Here is a 26112-nt window from a genome sequence, read left to right on the forward strand (position 1 = left end):
CGATGTTGCTTATAGCTCAGCAAAGAAATTATATTCTACCGGAATGCAGTCGATATAATTGGGCCGCAGGCGGATTTTCGACCCGCCGACCACTTGAAAGGCGAGCATGTCCACCACTTTTGGCCCGATTGAAGCGCAGGCCTACATCCATAAATTGCTGACCGTAATGCATCATCAGGGCGGCTCCGACTTGTTCATCTCGGCCGATTTTCCTCCGAGTATGAAGTACCAGGGGTCGATGAAGCCGATGAGCCAGCAAAAGCTGACCGGCGAAGTCACCCGCGCGCTGGCGCTGTCGTTGATGAACGACAAGCAGCGCAATGAGTTCGAGAAGGAAATGGAATGTAATTTCGCAATTTCGTTGCCGAATGTGTGTCGTTTCCGCGTGAATGTGTATGTACAGCAGCAATGCGTGGCGATGGTGGTGCGGACGATCGCGTCCGAAATCCCGAATTTCGAAAAGCTCGACCTGCCGGAAGTGCTGAAAGAGGTCGTGATGACCAAGCGCGGCCTGGTGCTGGTGGTGGGCGGCACGGGGTCGGGCAAGTCGACCACGCTGGCGGCGATGATCGATTACCGCAACGCCAACTCGGCGGGACACATCATCACGGTGGAAGACCCGGTCGAGTACGTCCACAAGAACAAGAGCTGCCTGATCACCCACCGCGAAGTGGGGGTGGACACGCACTCGTGGCACGCGGCGCTGAAAAACACGCTGCGCCAGGCGCCGGACGTGATCCTGATCGGCGAGATCCGCGATACCGAGACCATGGAGCACGCGATCGCGTTCGCCGAAACGGGCCACCTGTGCCTGGGCACCCTGCACGCGAACAACTCCAACCAGACCATGGACCGGATCATCAACTTCTTCCCGGAAGAGCGGCGCAACCAGTTGCTGATGGACTTGTCGTCGAACCTGCGCGCGATTGTCTCGCAGCGGCTGGTGCGCACCGAGGACGGCAAGGGGCGCAAGGCGGCGATCGAGATTTTGCTCAATACGGCGACCATCAGCGAGATGATCCTGAAGGGGAATTTCCAGTCGATCAAGGAGATCATGCACAAGTCGCGCGAGCTGGGCATGTGCACTTTCGACCAGGCGCTGTACGAGTTGTACAACCGCGGGCAGATTGGCTACGATGAAGCGATCCGCAACGCCGACTCGGCCAACGGCCTGCGTTTGCAGATCAAACTGCGCGGCGAGCGCAAGGAGCCGGGTGGCGCCGTGGGATCGAAGTCGAACGATTTGTCGATGGCGATGGATGAGGAAGAGGAAGAGTAATCCTGCGCCGATGGCGTTCTAAGTAAGTGTACAGAAATTATTGTCATTTATAGCGAACAGAAGCGGATGCCTGGCAAGGCGCACGCCGCGACGCAGTGCGAGCACTGCTAGCGGTGGGCAACGCAGCAAGGCGCCGCTTATGGAAGCTGGAAATGACAAGAATTTATGTGCACTTACTTAGTAGCGTCCTTTGCCCACTTCCCTCACCCCGTCGTTCCCGCCTGCGCGGGAACGACGGGGCTTTTGATTCAATGACGATGTAGCCCAATCCCATGCCCGACTTCGAAAACAAAATCTGCACCCGCCTTGACCTCGCCGCCCGCGTGGCCGCCCTGCCCAAACCGGTGGTGTTGACCAACGGCGTGTTCGACATCCTGCACCGCGGCCACGTGACCTACCTGGCCCAGGCGCGCGCGCTGGGGGCCTCGCTGGTGGTGGCCGCCAACACCGACGCCTCGGTCAAGCGCCTCGGCAAGGGCGACGACCGTCCCCTCAACAACGGCGCCGACCGCATGGCCGTCCTGGCCGCGCTCGAATCGGTCAGCCTGGTGGTCGACTTCGACGAAGACACCGCCCTCGACGTCGTCCTCGAAGCGCGCCCCGACATCTACGCCAAGGGCGGCGACTACGACATGCACGCCATTCCCGAAGGCCAGGCCGTGCTGGCCTACGGCGGCCAGGCGGTCGCCATCGATTTCGAACACGACCGCTCGACCACCAAGCTGCTCTCGAAAATCCGCACGTAACCAAGGAGTCTGCCATGGGTGGAAACGCCATGAAACACGTCGGCGTCGCCCGCCAGTCGGCCGCCGATTACCAGGCCATCACCGCCGCCGCGATCGACAAGCTGCGCGCGCTGTTCCCGGCCATCGGCTGCCAGCCGATCCTCGCCTACGGGCAGAAGGAAAGCTTCGGCGACAGCGACATCCTGATCGAATCGACCCACCTGCCGCTCGACTGGATCGAGCAGGTCAAGGCCGCCTTCGCGCCGCAGGACCTGATCGTCAACGGCGATGTGGTCTCGTTCGACTTCCGCTCCATGCAGATCGACCTGATCACCACCCCGGCCGACGAAATGGCCTTCGCCGCGTCGTACTACGCCTTCAACGACCTGGGCAACCTGATGGGCCGCATCGCCCACAAGATGGGCCTGAAATACGGCCATGACGGGTTGTGGAAACTCCTGCGCGACAACGACCAGGTGTTCGCCGAGATCCTCATCACGCGCGATGTCGCCAGGACCTTCGCCCTGCTCGGCTACGACCATGCGCGATACCTGCAAGGCTTCGACAGCCTCGAGGACGTGTTTGAATTTGCCGCCTCGACCCCGTATTTTCACCGCCAGATCTACCTGCTCGACAACCGCAACGCCGCCAGCCGCGTGCGCGACGCCAAGCGGCCCTCGTACACCGCGTTCCTGGCATGGATCGCAGACAAGCCGGAACTGGACCGCTACAGCTGGTCGGCCTGGGACGGCGGGCGCAAGTCGCCCGAGCGCGATGCCGAACGGGCCGACTGGGAACAGCGCATTTTCAGCGGCATCTTCCCTGAAGCGCGTCCGCAGTACCTGGCGGCGATCGAGGAGCACGACACCCACAAGCGCGCAAAGGTGGTCTGGAACGGCGCCATTGTCGCCGCGCACACCGGCTACCAGGGCCGCGAACTGGGCGAGTTCATGGCCGCGTGCCGCGCCGGCTTCCTCGGCGCGCCGCACGATGCGGCGCTGTCGTTCGAGCAGTGGGTGCTGACCCTCGGTGCGGACGACATCGCCGCGCACATCGGCGCGTATCGGCAAAGCTGGCGCTAGTTAGTTACCTACTCCTCCGCCGCATCGTCTTCATGCGCCGCCAGCTTGCGGCGCAGTTCCTCGCGCTCCGCATCGAACAGGGAGGGAATCTCCAGCCACTGCTGGTACAGCAGAACCACCCAGTCCCAATGGCCCACCTCGGGAATATGCCGTTCCATCTGCGCGAACAAACGCATGATGTCGGTGGCGCACGCCGGCTCCGCGGCGGCGATCGACGCCAGCACGCGGATCGCCGCGCAGGTGGTCCAGTCCATCGGCCCGAACAGGACCGACACCAGCGCGCGGCGCCGCTCCGATTCTTCCCAGCCGCTGTCGACCTGGCCGAGCACCTGCGCCGCCGCCAGCTGCACGCGCGGCAGCCATTCGAGCGCGCCCACGCCCTGCGGCAGCGGCGGCGGGTACACCATCACCGCCAGGATGTCGCGCACATGGCGCGTGCCGAAGCGCGCCGCCACGTGGCTGGCCCGGGCCCAGTTCTCGTTCGGATGGTAGGGCGCCAGCGCCAGTGCCGCGATGGCGTCCCGCACCGCTTCATCGGGCGCCGGCAAGGCCGGATGCGGCACGCTGCCCTGGTAAGCCCACAGCGGATAATCGACCGGCGCCAGCGCCAGGCGCAGGTCGACGGCGGGGATGGCCCCGCTGTCCATCTCAAGCCGCGCGGTCGGATTGTGCGCCGCGAATTCAAGTGCGAACGCCAGCTGGTTACTGGGCGCTTCCAGCGAACTGACGCCGATGTTGACGGTGCCGCCACCACCGCCGCCGTTTTTCAGCCAGCCTTCGCGCATCTGGCGCAGCAGGTTGGCAGTGGCGTCCGACGATTGCGCCAGCCGTCCGCGCTCACGGAACACCAGCTGGTGCGCCCGGTTGTCGCCGCCGCGCATCGCTTCCCACAAGCGCTCCATCCAGGCGTCGTCGCCATCGAGTTTGTAGCGGCAATACCAGGACGAGGCCAACGCCCACGCCTGCTCGTCGGCCACCGCCAGCACCGCTTCGTACCAGCCCAGCGCCTTGTGCCAGTTACCCGCCTCGAAGCAGGTGTCGCCCGCTTCCAGCTTGGGCGTGATGTCATCGGGATCGAAGCTGTTGGCATGGATGAAGGCCTGTTCGGATTCGTCGAAGCGCCGCATGCAGCGCAGCAGCAGGCCAATGGCGTTGGCCTGCTCGGCTGAAGCGGCCTTCTCGATCGGCCCCGTGATCGCCAGCGCGGCGTCGAAATTGCCGGCTTTGCGTTGCAGGCCGGCGCGCACCAGGAACAGGATCGGCGATGGCGCATAGCCGGCGCTGGCGCGTTCTGCCACACTGGCCCAGCGTCCCATGGCGCGCACAGTGCCGGCCGAGGATTCGTGCGCTTCTTCGACGCTGTTGAGCACCGTCGCCAGCAACTGCATCATGGTCGCTTCGTCGACACGGGCCAGCGCGCCGTCTTGCTCCAGCCAGTCGAGCGCCCATGCGTGCAGATAGATCGCATGCCGCGCGGCGCGCGCGACCTCCAGCAGCAGGCCGACCGCTTCGGCCGTCTTGCCCTGGCGCTGCCAGAACCAGGCACGCAAGGCCTCGCTATTGGCAAAGCGCTCGTCGCCGATCGGCAGCAGCGCATCGACATCGCCGTCCGCTGCGTCCAGATAGCGCGCGGCCAGCGCCTGCCAGTCGGCACGGCCCGGATCGACCGCCAGCAGAGATGCCAGGTGCGCTGCGCCGTGGGCCAGGCCGGTGCCGCTATCGAGCGTCGCGCTGGCGACAAACAGGTGGAATTCGGGCGAGCCTTCGCGCAGGGTGAGCTCCTGGCCGGCGTCGCCCGGCGGGGCCGCATCGATCGGCGCGGCGGCATCGGTAGGTGTCGCAGAATCTATCCGGGCGTTGTTCGCTTCTTCTTTTTTGCCTGTTATCTGGCCGGTGAGTTTCTTAAGCCAATTCATGTAGCTATCCCGATAGTGATTGAATATGCAAATCGCGGATGATATTGTCGCACGCGGGCAATACCGCCCCTGATGCGTGCATAATCGGTCATCGACGGCATGACCGATGCGAACAACGAATTGGAAAACGATGAAAGCGCAGCGCACTTTTTTGTATGGCATCACCCTCGCGGCAGGGTTGTGCATGTCCTCGCCAGCAGTGGCCGTCATCATGGATGGGAAAGCGGTCGAGGACGCGGCCAGGTTGATTGGGGTGGGCATTCCTTTCCTTGTATGCTTGTTCGGCCTCGGTTTCTACCTGTTCTGCTCGGGCCGGCCCATGCACGAAAAAGTGACCATGCTGGCGATATATAATCTGCTGGCACTGATACTCGCACTGATCATTTTGCCAGGCGAGCTCGGCTGGTCCTGGCTGGCGGTCTGGATCGCGCCGCTAGCGGCGGTGATCGCGTATACCTTTGTTTTTCCGATTGCACCGGCAAGCGATACCGCACCGGAACCAGCGCCGCTCGATACGACGCCGCGCAGACTTTTTTCTGACTGATCATGACCATGCACCATACAGCTTTACTCGGCCTTTTCGCTGTCGCGCTGTGCGGCGGCGTGGCCGCTGCCGGTAATCCCGATCTCGAAGCGAATTTGATGAAAGCCATGAAATTTGACCAGGCATCGGAAAAACGCATCGGCAGCTCCGGAAAAGCCATCCAGGCCTATATGAAAGCCGGCTACGTCAATCCCCGCCCGAACGGGCGCGCCGATTACACCGATTACTACCTTCTCAATAAGCCGGCGACCTTGTTGGGACACCCGCTGGTGCTGATTGAAGAGGAATACATGACGCGTTATGCCGGCTGCTGCGTCAGCAAGGGGATTGGCGTCACGGTCGGCGTGGCGGGCAGCATCGGGGCGCTGAAAAAGTTCGCGGCGCAGAATCGCTGCACGCTGGAAGAAAATGTCGATCCCGGCAAAGCATTGCGTTCGTTCGGCATCAGGAACACGCTTCCGAAAGGAAAATATGCGTCCCTGAGTTGCCGCGTGCGCGATGCTGAACAACATGCTGGATAACCGTGCCGACGCCTACGCCTTGCTGCACGCGCTTGGCGCCAGCGCGCGCCTGCTGCGTCACCTGCAACTGGTGGGCGAAGCCGCCGACGCGCTGATCGCTACCTACAACAGCCTGGAATTGCGCTTCGACGCGCGCCTGATCGAGCTTGGCGCGGCGGTGCACGACGCCGGCAAAATCACCTTCCCCGAAGAACTCGACGGCCCCGGTTCGCGCCACGAACCGGCAGGCCAGGCCCTGATGCTGGCCAACGGCGTGCCCCCGGCGGTGGCGCGCTGCTGCGTATCGCACGCGGCATGGCGGGAGCCGGGCAACGCGTTCGAGGAATTGTCGGTCGCGCTGGCCGACAAACTCTGGAAGGGCAAGCGCGAAGAAGAACTTGAGCTTCGCGTCATCGACCTGATCGCCGCACAACGCGGGCAATCGCGCTGGGACGTGTTCACCACGCTCGATGCCGCGTTCGAAGACATCGCCGCCGGCGGCAGCGAACGCCTGCGGCGCAGCAGCGCTTAAGTCAGGCGCCGCACCGACTCGCGCACCACCAGGCTCAGTGCCGGCAGCGGTACCTTCACCTCGTCATGCGCGATCATCCCCAGCATCATGGTTCCGATGCACGAACCGACGTCGTACAGCGGCTGGCGCACCGTGGTCAGGGGCGGCGTGGTGTACATCGAACTATGCAGGTCGTCGAAGCCGATGATCGACACGTCTTCCGGCACCCGGATGCTGCGCCGGTACAGCGCCAGGCGCGCGCCGTAGGCGGAGAGGTCGTTGGCCGCGAAGATGGCCGAAAAGCGCACCCCCGAGCTGAGTAACTGGTTGACCGCCTGCAGCCCGCCCGACTCCTGGAAGTCGCCCGCCACGATCAGGCCCGGATCGGGTTCGATGCGGTGCTTGGCCAGCGTGTCGCGGTAGCCGGCCAGGCGCGCGTGCGCATCTTCCTGGTCGTCCGAGCCGCGAATGAAGGCGATGCGCCGGTGCCCCTGTTCGATCAGCAGCTCCATCGCCTCGCAGGCGGCGCCGTAATTGTCGAGGAAAAAGCCGAAAACCCGCTCGCCTTCGAGCTTGCGCCCGAACGCCACGATCGGCACGCGCTGCGAGAAATCGAGGATCTGGGTGTCGCTCATGTTCCCGGTCAGGATCACCACCCCGTCCACGCGCCGCCCGATCAGCAGTTCGACCCGCTCCGCTTCCTCGGCCGCGTGCCAGTGCCCGCTCATGATCAGGAGCGCGTAGCCGGACGCCTTGACCGCATCTTCGATGCCGACCATGGCGTCGTTGAAGTAGCCGGAGACCAGCGACTGCGTCAGCACGCCGATGGTGCGCGTACTGCCCATCTTCAGGCCCTGCGCCACCAGGTTCGGCTTGTAGTTCAGGCGTTCGATGGCGTCTTCGATGCTGCGCCGCTTGGCGTCCGACACCTTGGCGGTGCCGTTCATGAAGCGCGACGCGGTGGCCGGGGACACGCCGGCGGCATGCGCCACCTGGTGCAAGGTTACGGGGCCGGTGTCGTTGGTCCTCATCGCGTGATTCTCGTCGTTTGATTCATCGTCGTTGGCACAAGTGTTCGACCAGCACGCGGTGCGGCGGCAGGTCGGCCAGCGCGTGGCCGGCCAGTTTGGCGATCATGGCAAATTCGGCGGCCGCTTCCTCGCGCCGGGCCGGATGGCAGGCGCTCGGATGCAGGCTGGTGGCGAACTCCATCCCGTACAGCACATACTGCCAGCTCGAAGTCGGATACATCTCCACATCGGCCACGAAGTCGAGCCGGTGCGGCGCGCGGCAGCGCCACATGGCCAGCTTGTCGCGCAGCGATGCGGGAATCGAGCGCGGGTCGGTGTTGTCGGTCCAGAAGGCCGAATCGGTGCGCTGGGAAAGGCAGTAGTGCAGCTTGATGAAGTCGACCACGCGCTCGTAGCGCTCGCGCATCAGGCGGTTGTACTGGGCCGCCACCGGCGCAGTGTCGCCGTTGAAGGGGAACAGGTGGCCGATCAGGTAGGCCGCCGTTTCGATCAGGCCGATGCCGGACGATTCGAGCGGCTCCAGGAAGCCGCCCGACAGGCCGACCGCGACGCAGTTTTTCACCCACTGCACGTCGCGGTAGCCGATGTTGAGTTTCAGCTGGCGCGGGGTAAGCCCATCGGCCGCCGCGCCGATGTACTGGCGCAGCACCCGCTCGGCGCGTTCGTCGGTGGTGTGGCGGCTCGAATACACGTAGCCGATGCCGCGCCGCTGCTGCAGGCCGATGTCCCAGGTCCATCCCGCTTCGTGCGCGGTGGAGATGGTGTACGACGGGATCAAGGTATCCGGCGCGGGGTAGGGCACCTGCATCGCCAGCGCGCGGTCGACGAACAGCACGTCGTCCATCTTGCGGAACGGGGAGCCGAGTGCTTCGCCGATCAGCGCGGCCCGGAAACCGGTGCAGTCCACGTACAAATCCGCGCCCAGCGCGCCGTGTTCGCGCGTGTGCACGCAGGCGATCGCGCCGTCGGCATCGAGTTCGACCCGTTCCACATTGGCCTGCACATGGCGCACGCCGAGCGAGCGGCCATGTTCGGCCAGAAGGGCGGCGAAGCGCCCGGCGTCGAAGTGGTAGGCGTAGTTCATCGGCCCGGTGTAGTCGGCGTCGGCCAGGCGCTTCGGTCCGTGCGCGGCGTCGGCCACGCGCTTTTGCATGGTCGCCGCTTCGGCGAACGGAATGCCGGCGCCGCCCTGCAGCCAGTGCGGCAGCAGTTCCGGTCCGCCCTGGCGCTGGCTCGGCTGGCTGAAGGGATGGAAGTAGTGGTCGGCGCCGGGCGCGCCGGCCGGGCGCACCCAGTTGTTGAAGCGCACGCCCTGCTTGAAGGTGGCCTGGCATTCGCGCACGAAGCGCGCTTCGTCGATGCCGATCGCCGCCAGGGTCGCGCGGATCGAGGGAAAGGTGCCTTCGCCGACGCCGATGATGCCGATCTCGGGCGACTCGACCAGGGTGATGCCGATGCCGGCCGCGCCGGCATCGGCCGCGCCCAGGGAGCGCGCCAGATAGCAGGCGGTAAGCCAGCCGGCGGTGCCGCCGCCGACGATCAATACGTTATGAAACGCTTTCATGAATTGCCCCTTTTTGTGGCGATGTGTGGCGAATATGACAAATCGGCTCGCACCATAATATTTCGTTTGACTTTGGAATGCACAGAAATGTACCATGAAATCGTTTTCACGCAATCTGAAAACGTTTTCTCGCCCAGCCAAGTTTTGAACAACAAAAATCGGACAATTCCGAATGGAGACTGCATGAAATCTACCGCCACCCAGGCGTTTCGCCGCGCTCGCGCCCCAATTCAACTCGCCATCCTGACATTGCTCGCAGGCATCAGCGCGGCCCACGCCCAGGATGTGGCGCAAGCTCCGGCAGCGCCCGCGGTCAGCAAAAGCATCGGCAGCGCCGACTCGAACGTGATTCCCGAAGTCGTCGTCACCGCGACCAAGCGTTCGACCCCGCTGCAAAAAACCCCGATCGCGATCACCGCCATCAACGCCGCCGCACTGCAGGACAACCACGTGCAAACGATCCAGGACGTGGTCAACCTGGTGCCGGGCTTCCAGGCCACCGGCCAGGGCGACCACGGCGTCATCACCATGACCCTGCGCGGTATCGGCAACGACAGCGCCAAGACCGAATACGCCGATCCCGAAGTGGCCAGCTTCATCGACGGCATCTACTCGCCGCGTCCGGAAGGCGCCACCTCGCTGCTGTTCGACCTGGAAGCGATCGAAGTGCTGCGCGGCCCGCAAGGCACGCTGTGGGGCCGCAACTCCACCGTCGGCGCGGTCAACATGCAGACCACCAAACCGGTGCTCGGCGAGCGTTCGGGCAACATCGAAGCGGGCATGGGCGACTACAAGCGCCTCGGCACGCGCGGCGCCTTTAACATTCCGCTCGGCGAAACCGCCGCCCTGCGCATCGCCGCCGTGCACGAACAGCACGAAGGCTATGTCGACTACCAGAAGCTGCCGAGGATTTCGGTGGCGGACCAGCGCGCGGCCTTCAAGGCCGGCGGCGGCAAGGATAGCGACTTCCGTCCGATCAACCCGAACCTGTTCATCGCCAACGGCCCGCAATACGGCGCCCAGGACCAGACCGCGGTACGCCTGTCCCTGCTGTGGAACATCACGCCGGACGTGAAGTGGAACGTCTCGTACGAAAAATACGCCGACCGCGGCACCCCGAGCATGAATTTGCTGCAAAGCCCGCGCGCCGGCACCGACCTGTGGTCGACCCTGTCCGACGTGGCGCCGACCGTCAAGCGCGATTCCGACGCGATCCGCTCGCGCCTCGAATACACCATCAACCCATCGCTGGCGCTGCACTACATCGCCGGCGTGGCGCGCTTCTCCGGTTCGTCGACCTTCGACCAGGATGGCGGCGTGGAGATTCCGACCAGCTTCGCCACCGGCGCGAAATACCAGGCCAACAACACCGTGGCCTCGCACTACAAGAACCACAGCCATGAACTGGAACTCCAGTCGCTCGGCAAGAAAGAGATCGACTGGCAGCTCGGCCTGTACTACGCGGCCGAAAAGAACGACATGCGCTTCGACATCCCGATCTTCAACGGCACCCAGGAGGGCACGGTCAACTGGCAGGGTTCCTTCATCCAGCCGAAACAGACGGTCGCGTCGAGCGCCGCCTTCGGCCAGGCCACCTGGAACATCAGCGACAAGCTGCACCTGACCGGCGGCCTGCGCTACACCAAGGACAAGCGCACCAACCAGGGCGGCAACGGCTACACCTGGGACGGCAAGGCCGACGTGCCGCAAGTGCCGGTCAGCCCGTCGATCGATCCACGCCTTCCGGGCCAGGGCTTTGTGCCGAACAACCCATCGAACGACGGCGTCTACCACGGCAGCAAGACCACCGGCCTGGTACGCGTGAACTATGAACTTGACCGCAGCAACATGGTCTACGCCAGCGTCTCGACCGGCTACAAGTCGGGCGGCCTGCAGGATGGCGGCCGTCCGTACGGCGCCGAAACCCTGACCAACTACGAAATCGGCAGCAAGAGCACCCTGATGGGCGGCATGATCAAGGTGAACAACGCGATCTACTACTCGGACTTCAAGGACTTCCAGTTCAGCGCGCCGGTCAGCAATCCCGACGGCACCCGCGGGCTGGCCACCAACAACGCCGACGGCGCCACCGTGTTCGGCGTGGAGTCGGAAATCGCCGCCAAGCTCACCCGCGACGACAAGCTGCAACTGACGCTGGCCTACACCCGCGCCAAGCTCGGCACGCTGATTGGCGGCAGTAACGACTACACTCTGCCGGTTTGCAGCATCCCCGGCATCGGCAACTGCCTCGACGTGAGCGGCAACACCATGCCGCACGCGCCGAAGTTCTCGATGCAGCTGCAATACCAGCACACCTTCGAACTGGCCGGCGGCGCCACGGTCGTGCCGCGCATCTCGACCCACTACGAAACCGCGTCCTGGCTGAGCGTGTTCAACCTGGGCGAGGGCGACCGCCAGAAAGCCTACACCCGCACCGACCTGGGCCTGCGCTACACCAGCAACAAGTGGTGGGTCGATGCCTTCGTGCGTAACGTGGCCGACAAAAACGTCAAGACCAGCGCGGCGAACGGCTTCAATTCCATCTGGGTGGCGCAGTACCTGCCGCCGCGTACCATCGGCTTTAACACCGGCGTCGACTTCTAAGTCGCGTCAATCCGTCCGCTTCCCACGGGAAGCGGAACACGGCGCGGCGTGCCCGGACGGGCGCCGCGCGTCCCGTCATCGCCCCACCGATATCGAGCTCTACCATGAACCAATCCAATCAATTTCCCGCCGACTTTACGTGGGGAGTCGCGACCAGCGCTTTCCAGATCGAGGGCGGCGCCAACGCTGACGGCAAGGGGCCATCGATCTGGGATACCTTCTGCCTGAATCCGAACAACATCAAGGACCAGAGCGACGGCACCGTCGCCTGCGACCATTACAACCGTTATCGCGACGACGTGAGCCTGATCTCGTCGCTGAACGTGGACGCCTACCGCTTCTCGATGGCCTGGGCGCGCGTGCAGCCGGCCGGCAAGGGCGCCTGGAACGAAGCCGGCTTCGGTTTCTACGACCGCCTGCTCGACGAACTGGCCGCCAAAGACCTCAAGGCGCACCTGACCCTGTACCACTGGGACCTGCCGCAAGGATTGCAGGACGACGGCGGCTGGATGAATCGCGACACCGCCTGCCGCTTCGCCGACTACGCGCAGGAAGTCGCGCGCCGCTTCGGCAACCGGATCGAGGCCATCGCCACCCACAACGAGCCGTGGTGCACCGCCAATCTGGGATACGGCAATGCGCAGTTCGCGCCCGGCGTGGCCGACGCCAGACAAGCCATTCAAGTCTCGCACCATCTGCTGCTGTCGCACGGCCTGGCCATGAGCGCGATGCGCACCGCCGCCACCTCGGCGCGGCTGGGCATTGTGCTGAACCAGTGGACGGCCGATCCGGCCACCGATTCCGAGGCCGATCGTGCCATGGCCGAACTGGAATACGCGCGTTCGGTACAGTGGTTCATGGACCCGATCTTCATGGGCCGCTACCCGGAGCTGGCGCTGCGCGCGCACGGCGAGAACGCGCCCGTGGTGCACGAGGGCGACATGGCCGCCATCGCCCAGCCGATCGACTTCCTCGGCGTGAACTACTACTTCCGCTCCTTCTGCAGCGCCGAAACGCCGCCGCGCACGGCGCCCGGCAAACTCGGTTTCACCGACATGGGCTGGGAGATCTATCCGCAGGGCCTGACCGAACTACTGGTCAAGCTCAATGCCGAATACATGCTGCCGCCGATTTACATCACCGAAAACGGCATGGCCAATCCGGACGCCGTCAGCGACAGCAAAGTCGCCGACCCGGAGCGCATCGCCTATGTGCAGATGCACCTGGACGCGCTCAAGGCGGCCATGGAGCAGGGCGTCGACGTGCGCGGCTACTTCCTCTGGAGTTTGCTCGACAACTTCGAATGGAACTCCGGCTACGCCAAGCGCTTCGGCATCGTGCATGTCGATTACGCGACCCAGGAGCGCACGCTCAAGGACAGTGCCATCTGGTACCGCGACTTCGTGACCCAGCGCCAGCGCTGATCGACCGTTCTTCCATTGGAGGCAACATGGTTCCTGATTCCTATGCCGATGGTCCGCGCCTGCTGGCCGACATCGGCGGCACCAACGCGCGCTTCGCGCTCGAACACGGCGCCGGGCGGGTGGGCGACGCGCACACCCTGGCCTGCGCCGATTACGAACACTTCGACGACGCCGTCCGCGCCTATTTAAACCGGCTGCCGGCGCGGCGCGTGCGCCACGCGGTCATCGCCATCGCCAATCCGGTCGATGGCGACGCCATCAAGATGACCAATCACCACTGGGCGTTTTCGATCAGCGCCTCGCGCGCCGCCCTCAACCTCGACACCCTGCTGGTGGTGAACGACTTCGCCGCGCTGGCGATGGCGCTGCCGGCCCTCGGTCGCGCAGACCTGGACAAGATCGGCGGCGGCCAGGCCGTTGCCACCGGCGTGATCGGCCTGGTGGGCGCCGGCACGGGCCTGGGCGTGGCCGGCCTGGTGCCGGTCGACGGGCGCTGGGTGGCGGTGCAGAGCGAAGGCGGCCACGTCGCCTTTTCGCCGTTCGACGAACGCGAAGTGGCGGTGCTCCAGCATTGCTGGCAGCGTTACGAGCACGTCTCGGCCGAACGCATCGTCTCCGGTCCGGGGATTGTGCTGATTCGCGAGGCGCTCGCCGCCAGGAGCGGCCTCCCGGTCGACGCCAGCCTGTCCACCGCCGACATCGTCGAGCGCGGCCTGGCCGGCAGCGACCCGCTCTGCCGCGAAACACTGGACTGTTTTTCGGGTATGCTGGGCACCGTCGCAGCCAACCTGGCGGTCACCCTGTGCGCGCGCGGCGGCCTGTATATCGGTGGCGGCGTGGTGCCGCGCCTGGGCGCGTATTTCGCCCGCTCGCCGTTTCGCGCACGCTTCGAGAACAAGGGCCGCTTTTCCGCTTTTACCTCGCAGATTCCGACCCTGGTGATCACCGCTGCGTATCCAGCCATGCTGGGTGCGGCGGCGATCTTGTCGGAGCATCTGGCCGACCGGGCGGCAAGTACTTCCACGCCGCGCGCCGCCTTGCCGGCGCCTTTGCCGCCGCCCCTTCTTGAAACGGAAAACGACCATGCACGCTTCTAAACCGACCGTCTGGCCTCTGTTGTGGGTGCCGACCGGTTACTTCACGATGGCGCTCGGGTATGTCATGCTGACCTCCGTCACCGCCATCATGTTCAAGAATCTCGGCATGGACAACGGCAAGGCGGCCGAGTATTCGAGCCTGCTGATCCTGGCCTACACCATCAAGCCGCTGTTCGCGCCGTTCGTCGAAATGTACCGCACCAAGAAGTTCTTCGTGCTGTGCGCGCAGACCCTGCTCGGCCTCGGCTTCATCGGCATCGCGCTGGTGATGGCGCTGCCGAACTACATGACGATCCTGATGGCGCTGTTCTGGGCCATGTCCTTCGTCGGGGCGACCCAGGACATCGCCAGCGACGGCGTCTACGTCACCTCGCTCGACTCGCGCGCGCAGTCGCTGTACTGCGGCATCCAGAGCCTGAGCTGGAACGTGGGGCCGATCGTGGCCGCCGGCGGCATGGTGTACCTGAGCGGCTGGCTGCACGTGAACATGTTCCACCACGACGCCGCCGTGTTCGGCCCGGACTGGATCGATTCCTGGCGCATCATCTTCTTCCTGGTGGGCGGCGTGACCGTGCTGATGGCGCTCTGGCATGCGCGCTTCATGCCCGACGGCGCGCGCGCCGAAAACACGCCGGCCAGCGTCAAGCAGATCGGGCATTTTCTGGCCGACTCCTTCGTCACCCTGTTCCAGAAGCGCGGCGTGTGGCGCATGATCGCGTTTGCGTTCCTGTTCCGTCTCAGTATCGGTTTCCTCGAAAAGATCGGACCGTTTTTCATGGTCGACCCGGCCGGCAAGGGCGGCCTGGGGCTGACCAACGAAAAGCTGGGCGTCATCTACGGCACCTACGGCCTGGCCGCGGTGCTGCTCGGGTCCCTGCTGGGCGGCTGGTACGTGGCCAAAAAAGGCTTGAAGCCGACCCTGTTCGTGCTGTGCTGCGCGGTCAACATCCCGAACGTGACGTTCCTGATCATGGCCATCTACCTGCCGGCCAACCTGTACCTGATCACGGCCGGCGTGATGATCGAGAAGTTCTTCTACGGCTTCGGCGCGGTCGGCTTCATGATCTACCTGATGCAGCAGCTCGCGCCGGGCAAGTACACCACCACGCACTACGCCTTCGGCACCGGCATCATGGGCCTGTGCGGGCTGGTGACGGGCGCGGTCAGCGGCCACCTGCAGGAGTGGATGGGTTACATCAACTACTTCATCTTCGTGATGGTCGCCACCATCCCCTCGTTCATCGCCACCTGGTTCGCGCCGTTCCATATCGACGAAGCGGCCCCTGACGAGACGGCATCCGGCCGGGCGGTACCGGCATGACGCGCGCGCCGGCCTGCCTGTTGTTTGTTCTGCTGGCGGCCGGCGCAAGCGCCGCTGCCGCTCCGGGCGCGATCCGCGTCAACCAGCTCGGTTTCAGTCCGCAGGCGCACAAGGTGGCGGTGCTGCCGGCCGGCGCCGGCGGGGAGGTGCAAGTCATCGACGCCGCCAGCGGCGCGCTCGCCTGGCGCGGCCGCGCCAAGCCCGCCGCCACCTGGAAGGAATCGGGCGAAGCTGTCATGCTGGCCGATTTTTCGGCCCTGACCCGGCCCGGCGAATACCGCATCCGCGCTGACGGCGCCGGCCAGTCGGAGCGCTTCGCGGTGCGCGCCGGCGTGTACTCGGAACTCAATCGTGCCGCGCTCAAGGCGTTCTACTTCAACCGTTCCGGCATGGCGCTCGACGCGGACCACGCCGGCCCGTACGCGCGCGCGGCGGGGCATCCCGATACCCGGGTTCTGGTGCACGCCTCGGCGGCCTCGAAAGCCCGGCCCGAAGGCACGGTGATTGCCAGTGCCAAGGGCTGGTATGACGCCGGCGACTATAACAAGTACATCGTCAATTCGGGCATCTCGACCTACACCCTGCTGGCCGCGTTCGAGCACTATCCCGGCTATTTTGCGCGCAAGCGGACCGGCATTCCGGAGAGTGGCAACCGGCTGCCGGACATCCTCGACGAAGCGCTCTGGAACCTGGAGTGGATGCTGACCATGCAGGACCCGCATGACGGCGGTGTGTACAACAAGCTGACCAACGAGCGCTTCGACGGCATCGTCATGCCGGCCCAGGCCAGCGCGGAGCCGCGCTACGTGGTGCGGAAGGGGACGGCGGCGACGCTCGATTTTGCCGCCACCATGGCCACCGCCGCGCGCGTGCTCAAGCCGTATGAGCGGCAGTTGCCCGGATTGCCGGCGAAGATGCTGCGCGCGGCCGAAGCGGCGTGGGAATGGGCGCGCGCCAATCCTGCCGTGGCGTTCCGCAATCCAGCCGGCGTGGTAACCGGCGAATACGGCGACGCCAGCTTCGACGATGAATTCGCGTGGGCCGCGGCCGAACTGTATATCAGCAGCGGCAAGGACAGCTATTACGCGGCCATGCAGCCGGCGGGCGTGACGGCCAGCGTGCCGCAATGGGCCGATGTGCGCGCTCTGGCCTGGATCTCGCTCGCGCATCACCGCAACAGCTTGAGCGCGGTGGCCGACCGCAAGCTGATCGCCGCGCGCGTCGATGGGCTGGCGGCGTCGCTAGCGGCCACCTGGCGCTCATCCGCCTACGGCGTGCCGATGCAGGGCGGCGATTTCGTCTGGGGCAGCAATGCGGTGGCGCTGAACCAGTCGATGATGCTGCTGCAAGCGTACCGCCTGAACGGCAAGCGCGATTACCTCGACGCGGCGCAGGCCGGCCTCGATTATATTTTGGGGCGCAACGCCACCGGCTATGCGTTCGTGACCGGCTTCGGCACGCGCCAGGTCATGCATCCGCATCACCGGCCATCGATGGCCGGCAAGGTGGCCGCGCCCGTGCCGGGCTTCCTGGCCGGCGGGCCGCATGCGGGGCAGCAGGACAAGGGCGACTGCAAGGCGGCGTATCCGTCGGCGCTGCCGGCGCTGTCGTATATCGACGACGACTGCAGCTACGCCAGTAATGAAGTGGCGATCAACTGGAATGCGCCGCTGGTGTACGTGTCGGCCGCGCTCGATGTGCTGGGCGGGGCGGGCCGGTGAAACGCGACGATCCTTATGCCATTCTGGCGATGCTGGTGAGGCAGGAGCAGCTGGTGCAGTTCGATGTGTTCAAACGTTCGATGCCCGCGAATTCGCGGCGCTGAGGCAATGGTGGTGCGCGTGCTGCCGGATTACCTGAAGGTCAGTGAAACGCTGTAGCGTTGATAAGATTACCGCAAACCGCAAACCGCAAACCGCAAACCGCAAACCGCAAACCGTAGAGCCGTCTTCGCGGGGAAGACGGCTCTAAATGCGTCGCTTATTGAAGGCTCTAAAGCTGTCGCTTATTCAAACGTCACACTGCGCTGCTGCGCGTGGCTCTGCATCGCCAGGCGGATGATCTTGATCACCGCCAGCCCTTCGCGCGCCGTCACCGGCGCGCTCTTGCCATTGACGATGGCGTCGAACACGCGCTGGTAGTATTCCTGGTAGCTGCCGGGCAGCGAGGCTGCCTTGCCGGTCACCGTCAAGCCGCCCTTCACGAAACTGATCTGCGCGTGCTGCGCTTCGGCTTCCACGCCCCATTCCGGCGCGCCGGGGCGCTCGCCCCGGATCAGCGCCGCCTCCTGCGGGTCCATGCCATGCTTGATGAAGCTGCCGCTTTCGCCATGCACGATGAAGCGCGGGCCGGCCTGCAGCACCAGCGAGGCCGCGTGCAGGATCACGCGGCGGGCGCCGTAGCGCATGGTCAGGTGGAAGTAGTCGTCGGAGGCGGTGCTGGGCGCGCCGCCGCGCTGCACGCCCATGTCGCAGTTGACGCAATCGGGGTTGCCGAACAAGACCAGGGCCTGGTCGATCAGGTGCGCGCCCAGGTCGTACAGCAGGCCCGAACCGGGCAAATCCTGTTCGCGCCAGCGCCCGCGCACGTGCGGCCGGTAGCGGTCGAAATGCGCTTCATAGGTGTTGATGGGCCCCAGCAGGCCCGCTTCAATGGTCTGGCGCAGGGTCAGGAAATCGCTGTCCCAGCGCCGGTTGTGGAACACGCTGAGCACCAGTTGCCGCTCGTCGGCCAGCGCAATCAGTTCGGCGCCATCGTCGAGCGTAATGGTGAACGGCTTTTCCACCACCACGTGCTTGCCGGCCAAAAGCGCCTGCTTCGCCAGCGGCGCGTGGCTGGCGTTGGCGGTGGCCACGACGACCAGATCGACCTCGCTTGAATCGATCAGGCCGGCCGGGTCGGGCACCACCACGGCACCGGGAAAGTCGCGCAGCACGCGCTCGCCCTGGCTGGAGCAGACGCGCGTGATGCGCATGCCCGGCGTTGAGGCAATCAGCGGCGCCTGGAAGGTGGCGCCGGAAAAGCCGTAGCCGATCAGGCCGACGCGCACTTCGCGAGTTGGCTCCATCGTCATGCCTGCTGCCAGGCGGCGTAGGCGTCGACCAGGCCGGCCCCGGTGGCGCCGTCGATGCCCGGCCCGGCCTTGATGCCCAGGCCTTCCGGATCGCTGGCCGGACTGGCCGAGCCGTCGAGCACGTCGATCGCGGTGCGCACCAGCAGCGCCTTGATCTCGGCCGGCGTGAGTTTGGGGTTTTTCTGCAGCAGCAGGGCGCACACGGCGGCGACCTGCGGAGCCGAGGCCGAGGTGCCGCTGAACACGGCCCAGCCGTCGCCGGCGGTGGTGCCGTCATGCTCGGCGTTGCCGGTGTCGATCTCGGCGCCGGGCGGAACCGGCAGCATGATGTAGTCGGCGTTCGGCAACATGCCGACCAGGCCGCACACATCGGGCACATGGCGGCCGGAATAGATGCCGCTGGTAAAGGCCGAGGCGTAGTCGGACGCGGTCATCGCGCCATCTTCGGCCACGAAGGTGCCGCCCACGCTGAGCACTTCCGGCATCGAGGCCGGGAAAGCGTAGTGGCCGTTGCCTGCGGAGAAAACCACCACGATGCCGCTGGCGATGGCCGCCTGGATTTCGGCTTCCAGCGGTTTCAGGCCGTTCGGCAACTCGCCGAGTTCGGCGACGCCATTATCATCGCGCAAGTCGTAGCACATGCTCACGGTAATCACATGCGGCTTGTGCTTGAGCGCTTCCTGGAAACCTTCGAGGATGCTGGCGCCGCCGTTCGGATCGGCATCGTCGCCCAGCTTGACGCCGATGAAGGTCACTTTCGGCGCCACCGCGAACACATTGGCCGACTCGCCCGTGCCGTGGCTGCCGGGATCGGTATGGCGATTGGTGGCCGAGGGCGCCAGCACCACCGACGAGGTGAAACCGTTGCGGGTGAAGAAAGGATGCGAATGGTCGAAGCCGGTGTCGATCATGGCCACGCGGATGCCTTCGCCGTGCTGGCGTTCCTTGTGGATATTCGTCACGTTCAGCTTGGCCGGCACATCCTTGAGCACGTCGAGATGGTAATACCCGACCGACGGCGGACGCGCGCTGGCGCCCGGGTCGGCCAGGTAGATGTGCGGCCACTGGATATACGCGTCGTCGATCAGGGCGGACAGGGACGGATCGGGATTCCACGGCGCGCCCTTGGCCGGGTAGAACACCTTGTCGCTCGAATAGCTCTGCTTCTGGCTCAGCTTGAACGGGGTCAGGCGGGTGCCGAACACATGCTCGAACTGGGCCACGCTGCCGCGCACCGACACTGTCATGCGTCCGCGGCCGGAGACGATAAAGCCGCGCTGGCGCAGTGCCTCGATGGCCTTTTCCATTTCGCCCGGCTCGGGCGCGAAGCTGAGGATGCTGCGCGAGGACAGGCGCGCCGCCAGCTTGGTCGGGCCGGCGTTGGCGCGGCCCTTGAAAGTGATAGCGATGCGCAACTCTGCCTGCGGCGGAGCGGACTCGTCGAGGGCAGGGCGCGGCTGGCTGGGTTTGAAAGGCTGCATGGATTCCCCCTAGGTGGATGGGCCCGGCGTCGCATGGCGCGGAGCGATGGTAATCAGGCTGACGGCGTGTTGCAGATCTGCAGGAATCGCCAGTGCCGGGGTCGATGTTACATCGGATGCGAACCCAGCCCTTACATTTGGAATTGGTCCGAATAAATTTTCTGCCTCGGCCGGAGAGGATTCGGCCGAGATGGTGGCCATGCCGCAGGCGGTCACGTGCATGCCGTGCGCCTCAAGCAAGGCGCACAGGGCGGGGTCATCGCTGCGATCGCGGGCGGGATCGCGCAGCAGGAGCTGGAGCTTGATCATGATGGTGCGGACAGAAGGAGCGCTGATGACATGATAGTAAGGCTTTGCGGAAATTTCTGCCGGTCACAGGCAATCGTGCGCGCCGGCGTCAAAGCCGGTGTCAAAAAGCCGGTGTCAGGCCTGATACCGGCGGGGACTCAGGCGCCGCCGGCGTAGCCGTTCTGGCGCCAGGCTTCGAACACCACCACGGCCACCGTGTTGGATAGGTTCAGGCTGCGGTTGTCGGGACGCATCGGCAGGCGGATGCGTTGCTGCGCCGGGAACGATTCGCGCAGCGCGGGCGCCAGGCCGCGCGTTTCGGCACCGAACACGAACACGTCACCGGGCAGGAATTTTGCCTCGGCGAACGGCGACGAGCCGTGCGTGGTCAGCGCGAACATGCGCGCCGGGTCCGGCCGGCACGCGCCGATATACGCATCCCAGTTCTTGTGCACTTTCATGGTGGCGTAATCGTGATAGTCGAGCCCGGCCCGCTTCATCTTGGCGTCGTCCAGCGGGAAGCCGAGCGGTTCGATCAGGTGCAGCTGCGCGCCGGTGTTGGCGCACAGGCGGATGATGTTGCCGGTGTTCGGCGGGATTTCGGGTTCTACCAGTACGACGTGAAACAATGCATTCTCCTTAAATAGCTTCTGATTAGTGCGGTGGCGTGCGTGCAAACACCATATTGCTGACGCGCGCGGCGCCGAAGCGCTTGAGGGTGGCCGCCAGCGCATTCAATGTGTGGCCGCTGGTCATGACGTCGTCGACCACGCCGATGTGGCGCCCGCGCACCAGCGTCAGCATGTCGGGCGCGACCAGAAATGCATGCCGCATATTCTTCTTGCGCTGGCCCGGCGCCACGCTCGATTGCGCCGGCGTGTCGCGCGGGCGCACGGTCAGCGCCGGGTACAGCGCGATGCCTAGCAGCTTTGATAGCGGCCGGGCAATTTCGAGCGCCTGGTTGTAGCCGCGCTCGGCCAGGCGGGCCGGTCCCAGCGGCACCGGACACAGCAGTTCTGGCGGCGCGAAGCCGGGCGCGGCCAGCACGGCGCGGGCCAGCGCCCCCGCGCACCAGGGCGCCAGCGCGAGGGCGCCGCCGAATTTGAGCCGCAACACCAGCTGGTCGAGCGGGCTGGCGTAGTCGGCGGCGGCCACGGTGGCGTCGTATGACGGCACCTCGGCCAGGCAGGCGCCGCAGAGATGGCCGGCGTCGGCCGCGCCGAGCGGATTGGCGCAGCAGCGGCAGCGCGCGCCGTCGCCGTGCACGAACTGGCGCGCGCACGAGGTGCAGACGGGCGCATCGGCGTCGCCGCCGCACAAGGCGCAGGCCGATGGCAGCACGGCGCCGGCGCCCGCCCGCACGGCGGCGCCAAGCCAGCGGCGCACAAATTCGCTCATCGGACGGCCCTTTCAAAATCGGCTCGCGCCCGACGGGTGGACGGCAGCGAGGACGGCAAACGGGTACACTGCCCGCATTATCTCATCTCACAGTCCTATGAACACCCCCGACACCTTGAGCGCGCCGATCGATCTGGCGCGCGTGCGTTTCCTGTTTTCGCGCCCGCAGCGCGTGGAGCGGTCCGAATTCCTGCGGCGCGAGATCGCTTCGCGCATGCATGAGCGGCTGATGCTGGTCAAAGTCGCGCCCACACGCGTGCTCGACGCCGGCTGCGGCAGCGGCGCCGACCTGGCCTTGTTGCAAAAAGATTATCCCGCCGCGCATATCGTCGGCCTCGACGCCGCCAGTGAAATGGCGGAGGCGGCCAAGGTGCCGGCCTCGGCCCTCAAAACCCTGATCAGCCGCCTGTTGCCCGGCAAGGCCGGGGTCGACCTGCTGTGCGGCGATTTCGGCAATTTGCCGCTGGGGCCGAACTCGGTCGACCTGGTGTGGTCCAACCTGGCCTTGCACTGGCATCCCCAGCCCGACCGTGTATTTGCGGAATGGCGCCGGGTACTGCGCCAGGATGGTTTGCTGATGTTTTCCAATTTCGGCCCGGATACCCTGCGCGAACTGCGCACGGCCTTTGCGGAGGCCGGCGCCGATGCAGCCCGGTCGCCGCGCGTGTTGCCGTTCGTCGACATGCACGACTTCGGCGACCAGCTGGTGGCGGCCGGGTTTTCCACGCCGGTGATGGACATGGAAGTCATTACCGTCACGTACGACACGGCCGAGGCCCTGCTGGCCGACGCGCGCGCGCTGGGCGGAAATCCCCTGGAGACGCGCGCGCGCGGTCTCTTCGGGCGCGCGGCGCATGCGCGCATGCTGGCGGCGCTGGAGAAGCAGCGCAGGCCCGACGGCAAGCTCGCATTGAGCTTCGAAGTGATCTACGGCCACGCCTTCCGCCCGGCGCCGCGGGTGACGGCGGCGGGCGAAGCAATCATCCGCTTCGAGCCGCGCAAGGGGCGTTGATGCGGCGTCAACGGTTTTCATGCAGGGGCGGCCACTTGTACCCGGCATGGTACAAAACGGCCGTCAAAGCGGGGCAAACAGAGGGGCGCTGACCCGTTACGGGAGGATTTTCCCTTGATGACGTTGGGCATACTTGAGTATAATCAAGGACTAATTTTAGCGACTGTGTTGATTCTGGTGGAAAGCGCACTAGTTTTTCAACGGTGCAGCAGTCGAAAGCGATAGCAAGTCAGCGTTCATCAGTGTGCTTTGTGCGCCAATGGCCGATGTCAGGGTTCCAGTCGGGTCCGCCGTGCCGTGAGCGCGCCGGGACGGTATGGGCCCTTTTTGTGCGATGGTTTCGGAGCGCCGGGATCCGATCAGGATGACTGGCGTAGAAAAATATTCTTATTTTTGGGTGGTTGGGGAAAACATGACATATGCAAAGCGACTTCAGACCTTGATGTTCGGTCTGGCAATTTCGGCCAGCATCCCAGCGCTGGCCGCACCGGTGGAGGGACGTCCGGTGGATTACCAGCTGAACCTGCAAATGCCAGTGACGAAGATTGCGTCGGAAATCAACGACCTGCACACCTGGATGATGGTCGTCTGCCTGGTGATCTTCGTCGCGGTGTTCGGCGTGATGTTCTATTCGGTCTTCAAACACCGCCGTTCGCTGGGCCACAAGCCAGCCACCTTCCATGAATCGACTGCCGTCGAGATCGCCTGGACCGTCGTACCGTTCCTGATCGTCATCGTGATGGCGCTGCCTGCGACCAAGACCGTGGTGGCAATGAAAGATACCTCGAACGCCGACATCACCATCAAAGCCACCGGCATGCAGTGGAAATGGGGCTACGATTACCTGAAGGGCGAGGGCGAAGGCATTTCCTTCCTGTCGAGCCTGTCGACCCCGCGTTCGCAGGTCGGCGAGCCAGGCATTGCGCCAACCCAGGCGCGCGGCGTCAACTACCTGATGGAAGTCGACAACGAAGTCTACGTGCCGGTCAACAAGAAGATCCGTATCGTCCTGACCGCCAACGACGTCATCCACGCCTGGATGATCCCGGCCTTCGGCGTCAAGCAGGATGCGATTCCCGGTTTCGTGCGCGACACCTGGTTCAAGGCCGAGAAGATCGGTGTCTACCGCGGCCAGTGCGCCGAGTTGTGCGGTAAAGAACACGCCTTCATGCCGATCGTGGTCAATGTCGTTTCCGATGCCGACTACAGCAAGTGGGTCGCCGGCGAGAAAAAGAAAATGGCTGCCCTGGCCGACGATCCATCGAAAGTGTGGACCATCGACGAACTGAAAATCAAAGGCGAAAAAGTCTACGCGACCAATTGCGTGGTCTGTCACCTGGCTACCGGCAAGGGCGTTCCGAACGCGTTCGCCGCGCTGGATGGCTCGCCGGTCGTGCTGGGCGCCAAAGCCGAGCAGATCAACGTGCTGCTGCATGGCCAGAAATCGGGCAAGTACCCGTCTGAGATGCCAGCCTGGAAACAATTGTCGGATTCCGATATTGCTGCGGTGATTACCTACACCCGCAACAACTGGTCGAACAAGGCAGCGGAAAACATCGTTCAACCAGCCGAAGTCCTGGCTGCACGTAACAAGTAATCGGGAGTAACTCATGAGCACAAGCACACTAGATCACGCACACGGCCATGACCACGATCATAGCCACGATCATCCGACGGGCATGACCCGCTGGCTGTTCGCCACCAATCACAAGGATATCGGTACCCTGTACCTGTGGTTCTCGCTCATCATGCTGCTCTCCGGCGGCGTGCTGGCCTTGATGATCCGTACCGAACTGTTCAAACCGGGCCTGCAATTCTTTCAGCCCGAGTTCTTCAACCAGCTGACCACGATGCACGGCCTGGTGATGGTGTTCGGCGCGATCATGCCGGCCTTCGTCGGCTTCGCCAACTGGATGATCCCGCTGCAAGTGGGCGCGTCCGACATGGCCTTCGCACGCATGAACAACTTCTCGTTCTGGCTGCTGCCGCCGGCGGCAATCCTGCTGGCGACCTCGTTCCTGGTGCCTGGCGGCGCAACCGCCGCCGGCTGGACCCTGTACGCACCGCTGTCGACCCAGATGGGCCCCGGCATGGACATGGCGATTTTCGCGATGCACCTGATGGGCGCGTCGTCGATCATGGGTTCGATCAACATCATCGTGACCATCCTGAACATGCGCGCTCCTGGCATGACCCTGATGAAAATGCCGATGTTCTGCTGGACCTGGCTGATCACCGCCTACCTGCTGATCGCCGTGATGCCTGTGCTCGCTGGCGCGATCACCATGACCCTGACCGACCGTCACTTCGGCACCTCGTTCTTTAACGCCGCCGGTGGCGGCGACCCGGTCATGTACCAGCACATTTTCTGGTTCTTCGGTCACCCCGAGGTGTACATCATGATTCTGCCGGCCTTCGGTATCGTCTCGCAGATCCTGCCGGCGTTTGCCCGCAAGCCACTGTTCGGCTACGCCTCGATGGTCTACGCGACCGCCTCGATCGCGATCCTGTCGTTCATCGTCTGGGCTCACCACATGTTCACCACCGGCATGCCAGTGACCAGCCAGCTCTTCTTCATGTACGCCACCATGCTGATCGCGGTGCCGACCGGCGTGAAAGTGTTTAACTGGATCGCCACGATGTGGAAGGGTTCGATGACCTTCGAAACCCCGATGCTGTTCTCGGTCGGCTTCATCTTCGTGTTCACCATGGGTGGTTTCACCGGCCTGATCCTGGCTGTGACCCCGATCGACATCCAGCTGCAAGATACCTACTACGTCGTGGCCCACTTCCACTACGTGCTGGTCGCAGGTTCCCTGTTCGCCCTGTTCGCCGGTTTCTACTACTGGTCGCCGAAGTGGACTGGCTACATGTACAACGAATTCCGCGGCAAGATGCACTTCTGGCTGTCGCTGATCACGTTCAACATCACCTTCTTCCCGATGCACTTCCTGGGCCTGGCGGGGATGCCGCGCCGGTATGCGGATTACCCGGCGCAGTTCACCGACTTCAACACGATCGCCACCATCGGCGCCTTCGGTTTCGGTCTGTCGCAGGTGTACTTCCTGTTCTTCGTGATCCTGCCGACCATTCGTGGCGGCGCCAAAGCGGCCGACAAGCCATGGGATGGCGCTGAAGGCCTGGAGTGGACCGTGCCGAGCCCGGCGCCGTTCCACACCTTCGAAGTTCCGCCGACGGTGAAGTAATCAGTCTGACAGCAGCGTGGGCGGCCGAATAGGCGCCCACGCCACTGAACTTGTAA

The 26112-nt window shown here is 64.6% G+C and carries 22 protein-coding genes; 14 read left to right on the plus strand and 8 right to left on the minus strand.

Going from position 1 to position 26112, the window contains the following annotated elements:
* The first annotated feature begins 106 nt into the window (after positions 1 to 106).
* The 3 genes from F2P45_RS03185 (at position 107) to F2P45_RS03195 (ending at position 3086) form a co-directional block, all read left to right on the plus strand.
* Positions 107 to 1279: a PilT/PilU family type 4a pilus ATPase gene (locus F2P45_RS03185; protein WP_166870461.1), complete on the plus strand. Its 1173-nt coding sequence runs from the start codon at positions 107 to 109 to the stop codon at positions 1277 to 1279.
* 272 nt (positions 1280 to 1551) lie between these two features.
* Entirely contained in the window at positions 1552 to 2025 is a 474-nt protein-coding gene (locus F2P45_RS03190; protein ID WP_166870463.1) for an adenylyltransferase/cytidyltransferase family protein, read from the plus strand.
* Between the two features lie 14 nt (positions 2026 to 2039).
* Entirely contained in the window at positions 2040 to 3086 is a 1047-nt protein-coding gene (locus tag F2P45_RS03195; protein ID WP_223164667.1) for a nucleotidyltransferase family protein, read from the plus strand.
* Between the two features lie 8 nt (positions 3087 to 3094).
* Here the strand turns inward: F2P45_RS03195 and F2P45_RS03200 are convergent, their stop codons facing one another.
* Complete coding sequence (locus tag F2P45_RS03200; RefSeq protein ID WP_166870467.1) at positions 3095 to 5002, minus strand: tetratricopeptide repeat protein; 1908 nt, start codon at positions 5000 to 5002, stop codon at positions 3095 to 3097.
* Between the two features lie 130 nt (positions 5003 to 5132).
* Here F2P45_RS03200 and F2P45_RS03205 point away from each other — a divergent pair, with 130 nt between their 5' ends.
* Genes F2P45_RS03205 through F2P45_RS03215 form a run of 3 tightly spaced genes read left to right on the plus strand, consistent with a single transcriptional unit; the run spans position 5133 to position 6578 of the window.
* Entirely contained in the window at positions 5133 to 5546 is a 414-nt protein-coding gene (locus tag F2P45_RS03205; RefSeq protein ID WP_166870469.1) for a hypothetical protein, read from the plus strand.
* Between the two features lie 2 nt (positions 5547 to 5548).
* Complete coding sequence (locus tag F2P45_RS03210) at positions 5549 to 6067, plus strand: hypothetical protein (RefSeq protein WP_166870471.1); 519 nt, start codon at positions 5549 to 5551, stop codon at positions 6065 to 6067.
* Complete coding sequence (locus tag F2P45_RS03215; protein ID WP_223164668.1) at positions 6057 to 6578, plus strand: HD domain-containing protein; 522 nt, start codon at positions 6057 to 6059, stop codon at positions 6576 to 6578. The genes F2P45_RS03210 and F2P45_RS03215 overlap by 11 nt, the downstream gene beginning before the upstream one ends.
* On the opposite strand, the gene F2P45_RS03220 is transcribed toward F2P45_RS03215, so the two are convergent.
* Together F2P45_RS03220 and F2P45_RS03225 are read right to left on the minus strand one after the other, a co-directional pair.
* Positions 6575 to 7588 (minus strand): LacI family DNA-binding transcriptional regulator, encoded by a 1014-nt coding sequence (locus tag F2P45_RS03220; RefSeq protein ID WP_166870474.1) that lies wholly within the window; start codon positions 7586 to 7588, stop codon positions 6575 to 6577. The genes F2P45_RS03215 and F2P45_RS03220 overlap by 4 nt on opposite strands.
* 22 nt (positions 7589 to 7610) lie before the next feature.
* Complete coding sequence (locus tag F2P45_RS03225; RefSeq protein ID WP_166870476.1) at positions 7611 to 9152, minus strand: tryptophan halogenase family protein; 1542 nt, start codon at positions 9150 to 9152, stop codon at positions 7611 to 7613.
* Between the two features lie 183 nt (positions 9153 to 9335).
* Here F2P45_RS03225 and F2P45_RS03230 point away from each other — a divergent pair, with 183 nt between their 5' ends.
* The 5 genes from F2P45_RS03230 to F2P45_RS03250 all read left to right on the plus strand — a co-directional run bounded on the left by F2P45_RS03230 (position 9336) and on the right by F2P45_RS03250 (position 17319).
* Positions 9336 to 11756, plus strand: coding sequence for a TonB-dependent receptor (locus F2P45_RS03230; RefSeq protein ID WP_166870478.1), 2421 nt, complete (start codon positions 9336 to 9338; stop codon positions 11754 to 11756).
* 104 nt (positions 11757 to 11860) lie between these two features.
* Positions 11861 to 13180: a GH1 family beta-glucosidase gene (locus tag F2P45_RS03235; protein WP_166870480.1), complete on the plus strand. Its 1320-nt coding sequence runs from the start codon at positions 11861 to 11863 to the stop codon at positions 13178 to 13180.
* 26 nt (positions 13181 to 13206) lie between these two features.
* Entirely contained in the window at positions 13207 to 14277 is a 1071-nt protein-coding gene (locus F2P45_RS03240; protein ID WP_166870482.1) for a glucokinase, read from the plus strand.
* Positions 14264 to 15598: an MFS transporter gene (locus tag F2P45_RS03245; RefSeq protein WP_166870484.1), complete on the plus strand. Its 1335-nt coding sequence runs from the start codon at positions 14264 to 14266 to the stop codon at positions 15596 to 15598. The genes F2P45_RS03240 and F2P45_RS03245 overlap by 14 nt, the downstream gene beginning before the upstream one ends.
* Positions 15595 to 17319, plus strand: a complete 1725-nt coding sequence (locus F2P45_RS03250; protein WP_166870486.1) for a glycoside hydrolase family 9 protein — start codon at positions 15595 to 15597, stop codon at positions 17317 to 17319. Before F2P45_RS03245 ends, F2P45_RS03250 begins: the two co-directional genes overlap by 4 nt.
* A gap of 284 nt (positions 17320 to 17603) precedes the next feature.
* Here F2P45_RS03250 and F2P45_RS03255 read toward each other — a convergent pair whose 3' ends face one another.
* The 5 genes from F2P45_RS03255 to F2P45_RS03275 form a co-directional block, all read right to left on the minus strand.
* A complete protein-coding gene (locus tag F2P45_RS03255; protein ID WP_166870488.1) occupies positions 17604 to 18665 on the minus strand; it encodes an oxidoreductase in 1062 nt (353 codons plus the stop codon).
* A gap of 2 nt (positions 18666 to 18667) precedes the next feature.
* Positions 18668 to 20152 (minus strand): S8 family serine peptidase, encoded by a 1485-nt coding sequence (locus F2P45_RS03260; RefSeq protein WP_166870490.1) that lies wholly within the window; start codon positions 20150 to 20152, stop codon positions 18668 to 18670.
* Positions 20153 to 20161: 9 nt separating this feature from the next.
* Positions 20162 to 20461 (minus strand): hypothetical protein, encoded by a 300-nt coding sequence (locus F2P45_RS03265; protein WP_166870492.1) that lies wholly within the window; start codon positions 20459 to 20461, stop codon positions 20162 to 20164.
* A gap of 137 nt (positions 20462 to 20598) precedes the next feature.
* Entirely contained in the window at positions 20599 to 21069 is a 471-nt protein-coding gene (trmL, locus tag F2P45_RS03270; RefSeq protein WP_166870495.1) for a tRNA (uridine(34)/cytosine(34)/5-carboxymethylaminomethyluridine(34)-2'-O)-methyltransferase TrmL, read from the minus strand.
* 25 nt (positions 21070 to 21094) lie between these two features.
* Positions 21095 to 21838 carry a ComFC family protein gene (locus tag F2P45_RS03275; RefSeq protein WP_166870497.1) on the minus strand — a complete coding sequence of 248 codons (744 nt, stop codon included), beginning with the start codon at positions 21836 to 21838 and terminating at the stop codon, positions 21095 to 21097.
* 97 nt (positions 21839 to 21935) lie between these two features.
* Here F2P45_RS03275 and F2P45_RS03280 point away from each other — a divergent pair, with 97 nt between their 5' ends.
* The 3 genes from F2P45_RS03280 (at position 21936) to ctaD (ending at position 26056) form a co-directional block, all read left to right on the plus strand.
* A complete protein-coding gene (locus F2P45_RS03280; protein ID WP_166870500.1) occupies positions 21936 to 22850 on the plus strand; it encodes a methyltransferase domain-containing protein in 915 nt (304 codons plus the stop codon).
* Positions 22851 to 23262: 412 nt separating this feature from the next.
* Positions 23263 to 24447: a cytochrome c oxidase subunit II gene (gene coxB / locus F2P45_RS03285; RefSeq protein WP_166870502.1), complete on the plus strand. Its 1185-nt coding sequence runs from the start codon at positions 23263 to 23265 to the stop codon at positions 24445 to 24447.
* Between the two features lie 13 nt (positions 24448 to 24460).
* A complete protein-coding gene (ctaD, locus tag F2P45_RS03290) occupies positions 24461 to 26056 on the plus strand; it encodes a cytochrome c oxidase subunit I (RefSeq protein WP_166870504.1) in 1596 nt (531 codons plus the stop codon).
* Positions 26057 to 26112 lie beyond the last annotated feature (56 nt).

This window comes from Massilia mucilaginosa, assembly GCF_011682145.1.
Lineage (GTDB): Bacteria > Pseudomonadota > Gammaproteobacteria > Burkholderiales > Burkholderiaceae_D > Telluria_A > Telluria_A mucilaginosa.

Coding starts and splice junctions, on each gene's coding strand:
- F2P45_RS03185 (WP_166870461.1), top strand. CDS start 107: ATGTCCACCACTTTTGGCCCGATTGAAGCGCAGGCCTACATCCATAAA.
- F2P45_RS03190 (WP_166870463.1), top strand. CDS start 1,552: ATGCCCGACTTCGAAAACAAAATCTGCACCCGCCTTGACCTCGCCGCC.
- F2P45_RS03195 (WP_223164667.1), top strand. CDS start 2,040: ATGGGTGGAAACGCCATGAAACACGTCGGCGTCGCCCGCCAGTCGGCC.
- F2P45_RS03200 (WP_166870467.1), bottom strand. CDS start 5,002: ATGAATTGGCTTAAGAAACTCACCGGCCAGATAACAGGCAAAAAAGAA.
- F2P45_RS03205 (WP_166870469.1), top strand. CDS start 5,133: ATGAAAGCGCAGCGCACTTTTTTGTATGGCATCACCCTCGCGGCAGGG.
- F2P45_RS03210 (WP_166870471.1), top strand. CDS start 5,549: ATGACCATGCACCATACAGCTTTACTCGGCCTTTTCGCTGTCGCGCTG.
- F2P45_RS03215 (WP_223164668.1), top strand. CDS start 6,057: ATGCTGGATAACCGTGCCGACGCCTACGCCTTGCTGCACGCGCTTGGC.
- F2P45_RS03220 (WP_166870474.1), bottom strand. CDS start 7,588: ATGAGGACCAACGACACCGGCCCCGTAACCTTGCACCAGGTGGCGCAT.
- F2P45_RS03225 (WP_166870476.1), bottom strand. CDS start 9,152: ATGAAAGCGTTTCATAACGTATTGATCGTCGGCGGCGGCACCGCCGGC.
- F2P45_RS03230 (WP_166870478.1), top strand. CDS start 9,336: ATGAAATCTACCGCCACCCAGGCGTTTCGCCGCGCTCGCGCCCCAATT.
- F2P45_RS03235 (WP_166870480.1), top strand. CDS start 11,861: ATGAACCAATCCAATCAATTTCCCGCCGACTTTACGTGGGGAGTCGCG.
- F2P45_RS03240 (WP_166870482.1), top strand. CDS start 13,207: ATGGTTCCTGATTCCTATGCCGATGGTCCGCGCCTGCTGGCCGACATC.
- F2P45_RS03245 (WP_166870484.1), top strand. CDS start 14,264: ATGCACGCTTCTAAACCGACCGTCTGGCCTCTGTTGTGGGTGCCGACC.
- F2P45_RS03250 (WP_166870486.1), top strand. CDS start 15,595: ATGACGCGCGCGCCGGCCTGCCTGTTGTTTGTTCTGCTGGCGGCCGGC.
- F2P45_RS03255 (WP_166870488.1), bottom strand. CDS start 18,665: ATGGAGCCAACTCGCGAAGTGCGCGTCGGCCTGATCGGCTACGGCTTT.
- F2P45_RS03260 (WP_166870490.1), bottom strand. CDS start 20,152: ATGCAGCCTTTCAAACCCAGCCAGCCGCGCCCTGCCCTCGACGAGTCC.
- F2P45_RS03265 (WP_166870492.1), bottom strand. CDS start 20,461: ATGATCAAGCTCCAGCTCCTGCTGCGCGATCCCGCCCGCGATCGCAGC.
- F2P45_RS03275 (WP_166870497.1), bottom strand. CDS start 21,838: ATGAGCGAATTTGTGCGCCGCTGGCTTGGCGCCGCCGTGCGGGCGGGC.
- F2P45_RS03280 (WP_166870500.1), top strand. CDS start 21,936: ATGAACACCCCCGACACCTTGAGCGCGCCGATCGATCTGGCGCGCGTG.
- coxB (WP_166870502.1), top strand. CDS start 23,263: ATGACATATGCAAAGCGACTTCAGACCTTGATGTTCGGTCTGGCAATT.
- ctaD (WP_166870504.1), top strand. CDS start 24,461: ATGAGCACAAGCACACTAGATCACGCACACGGCCATGACCACGATCAT.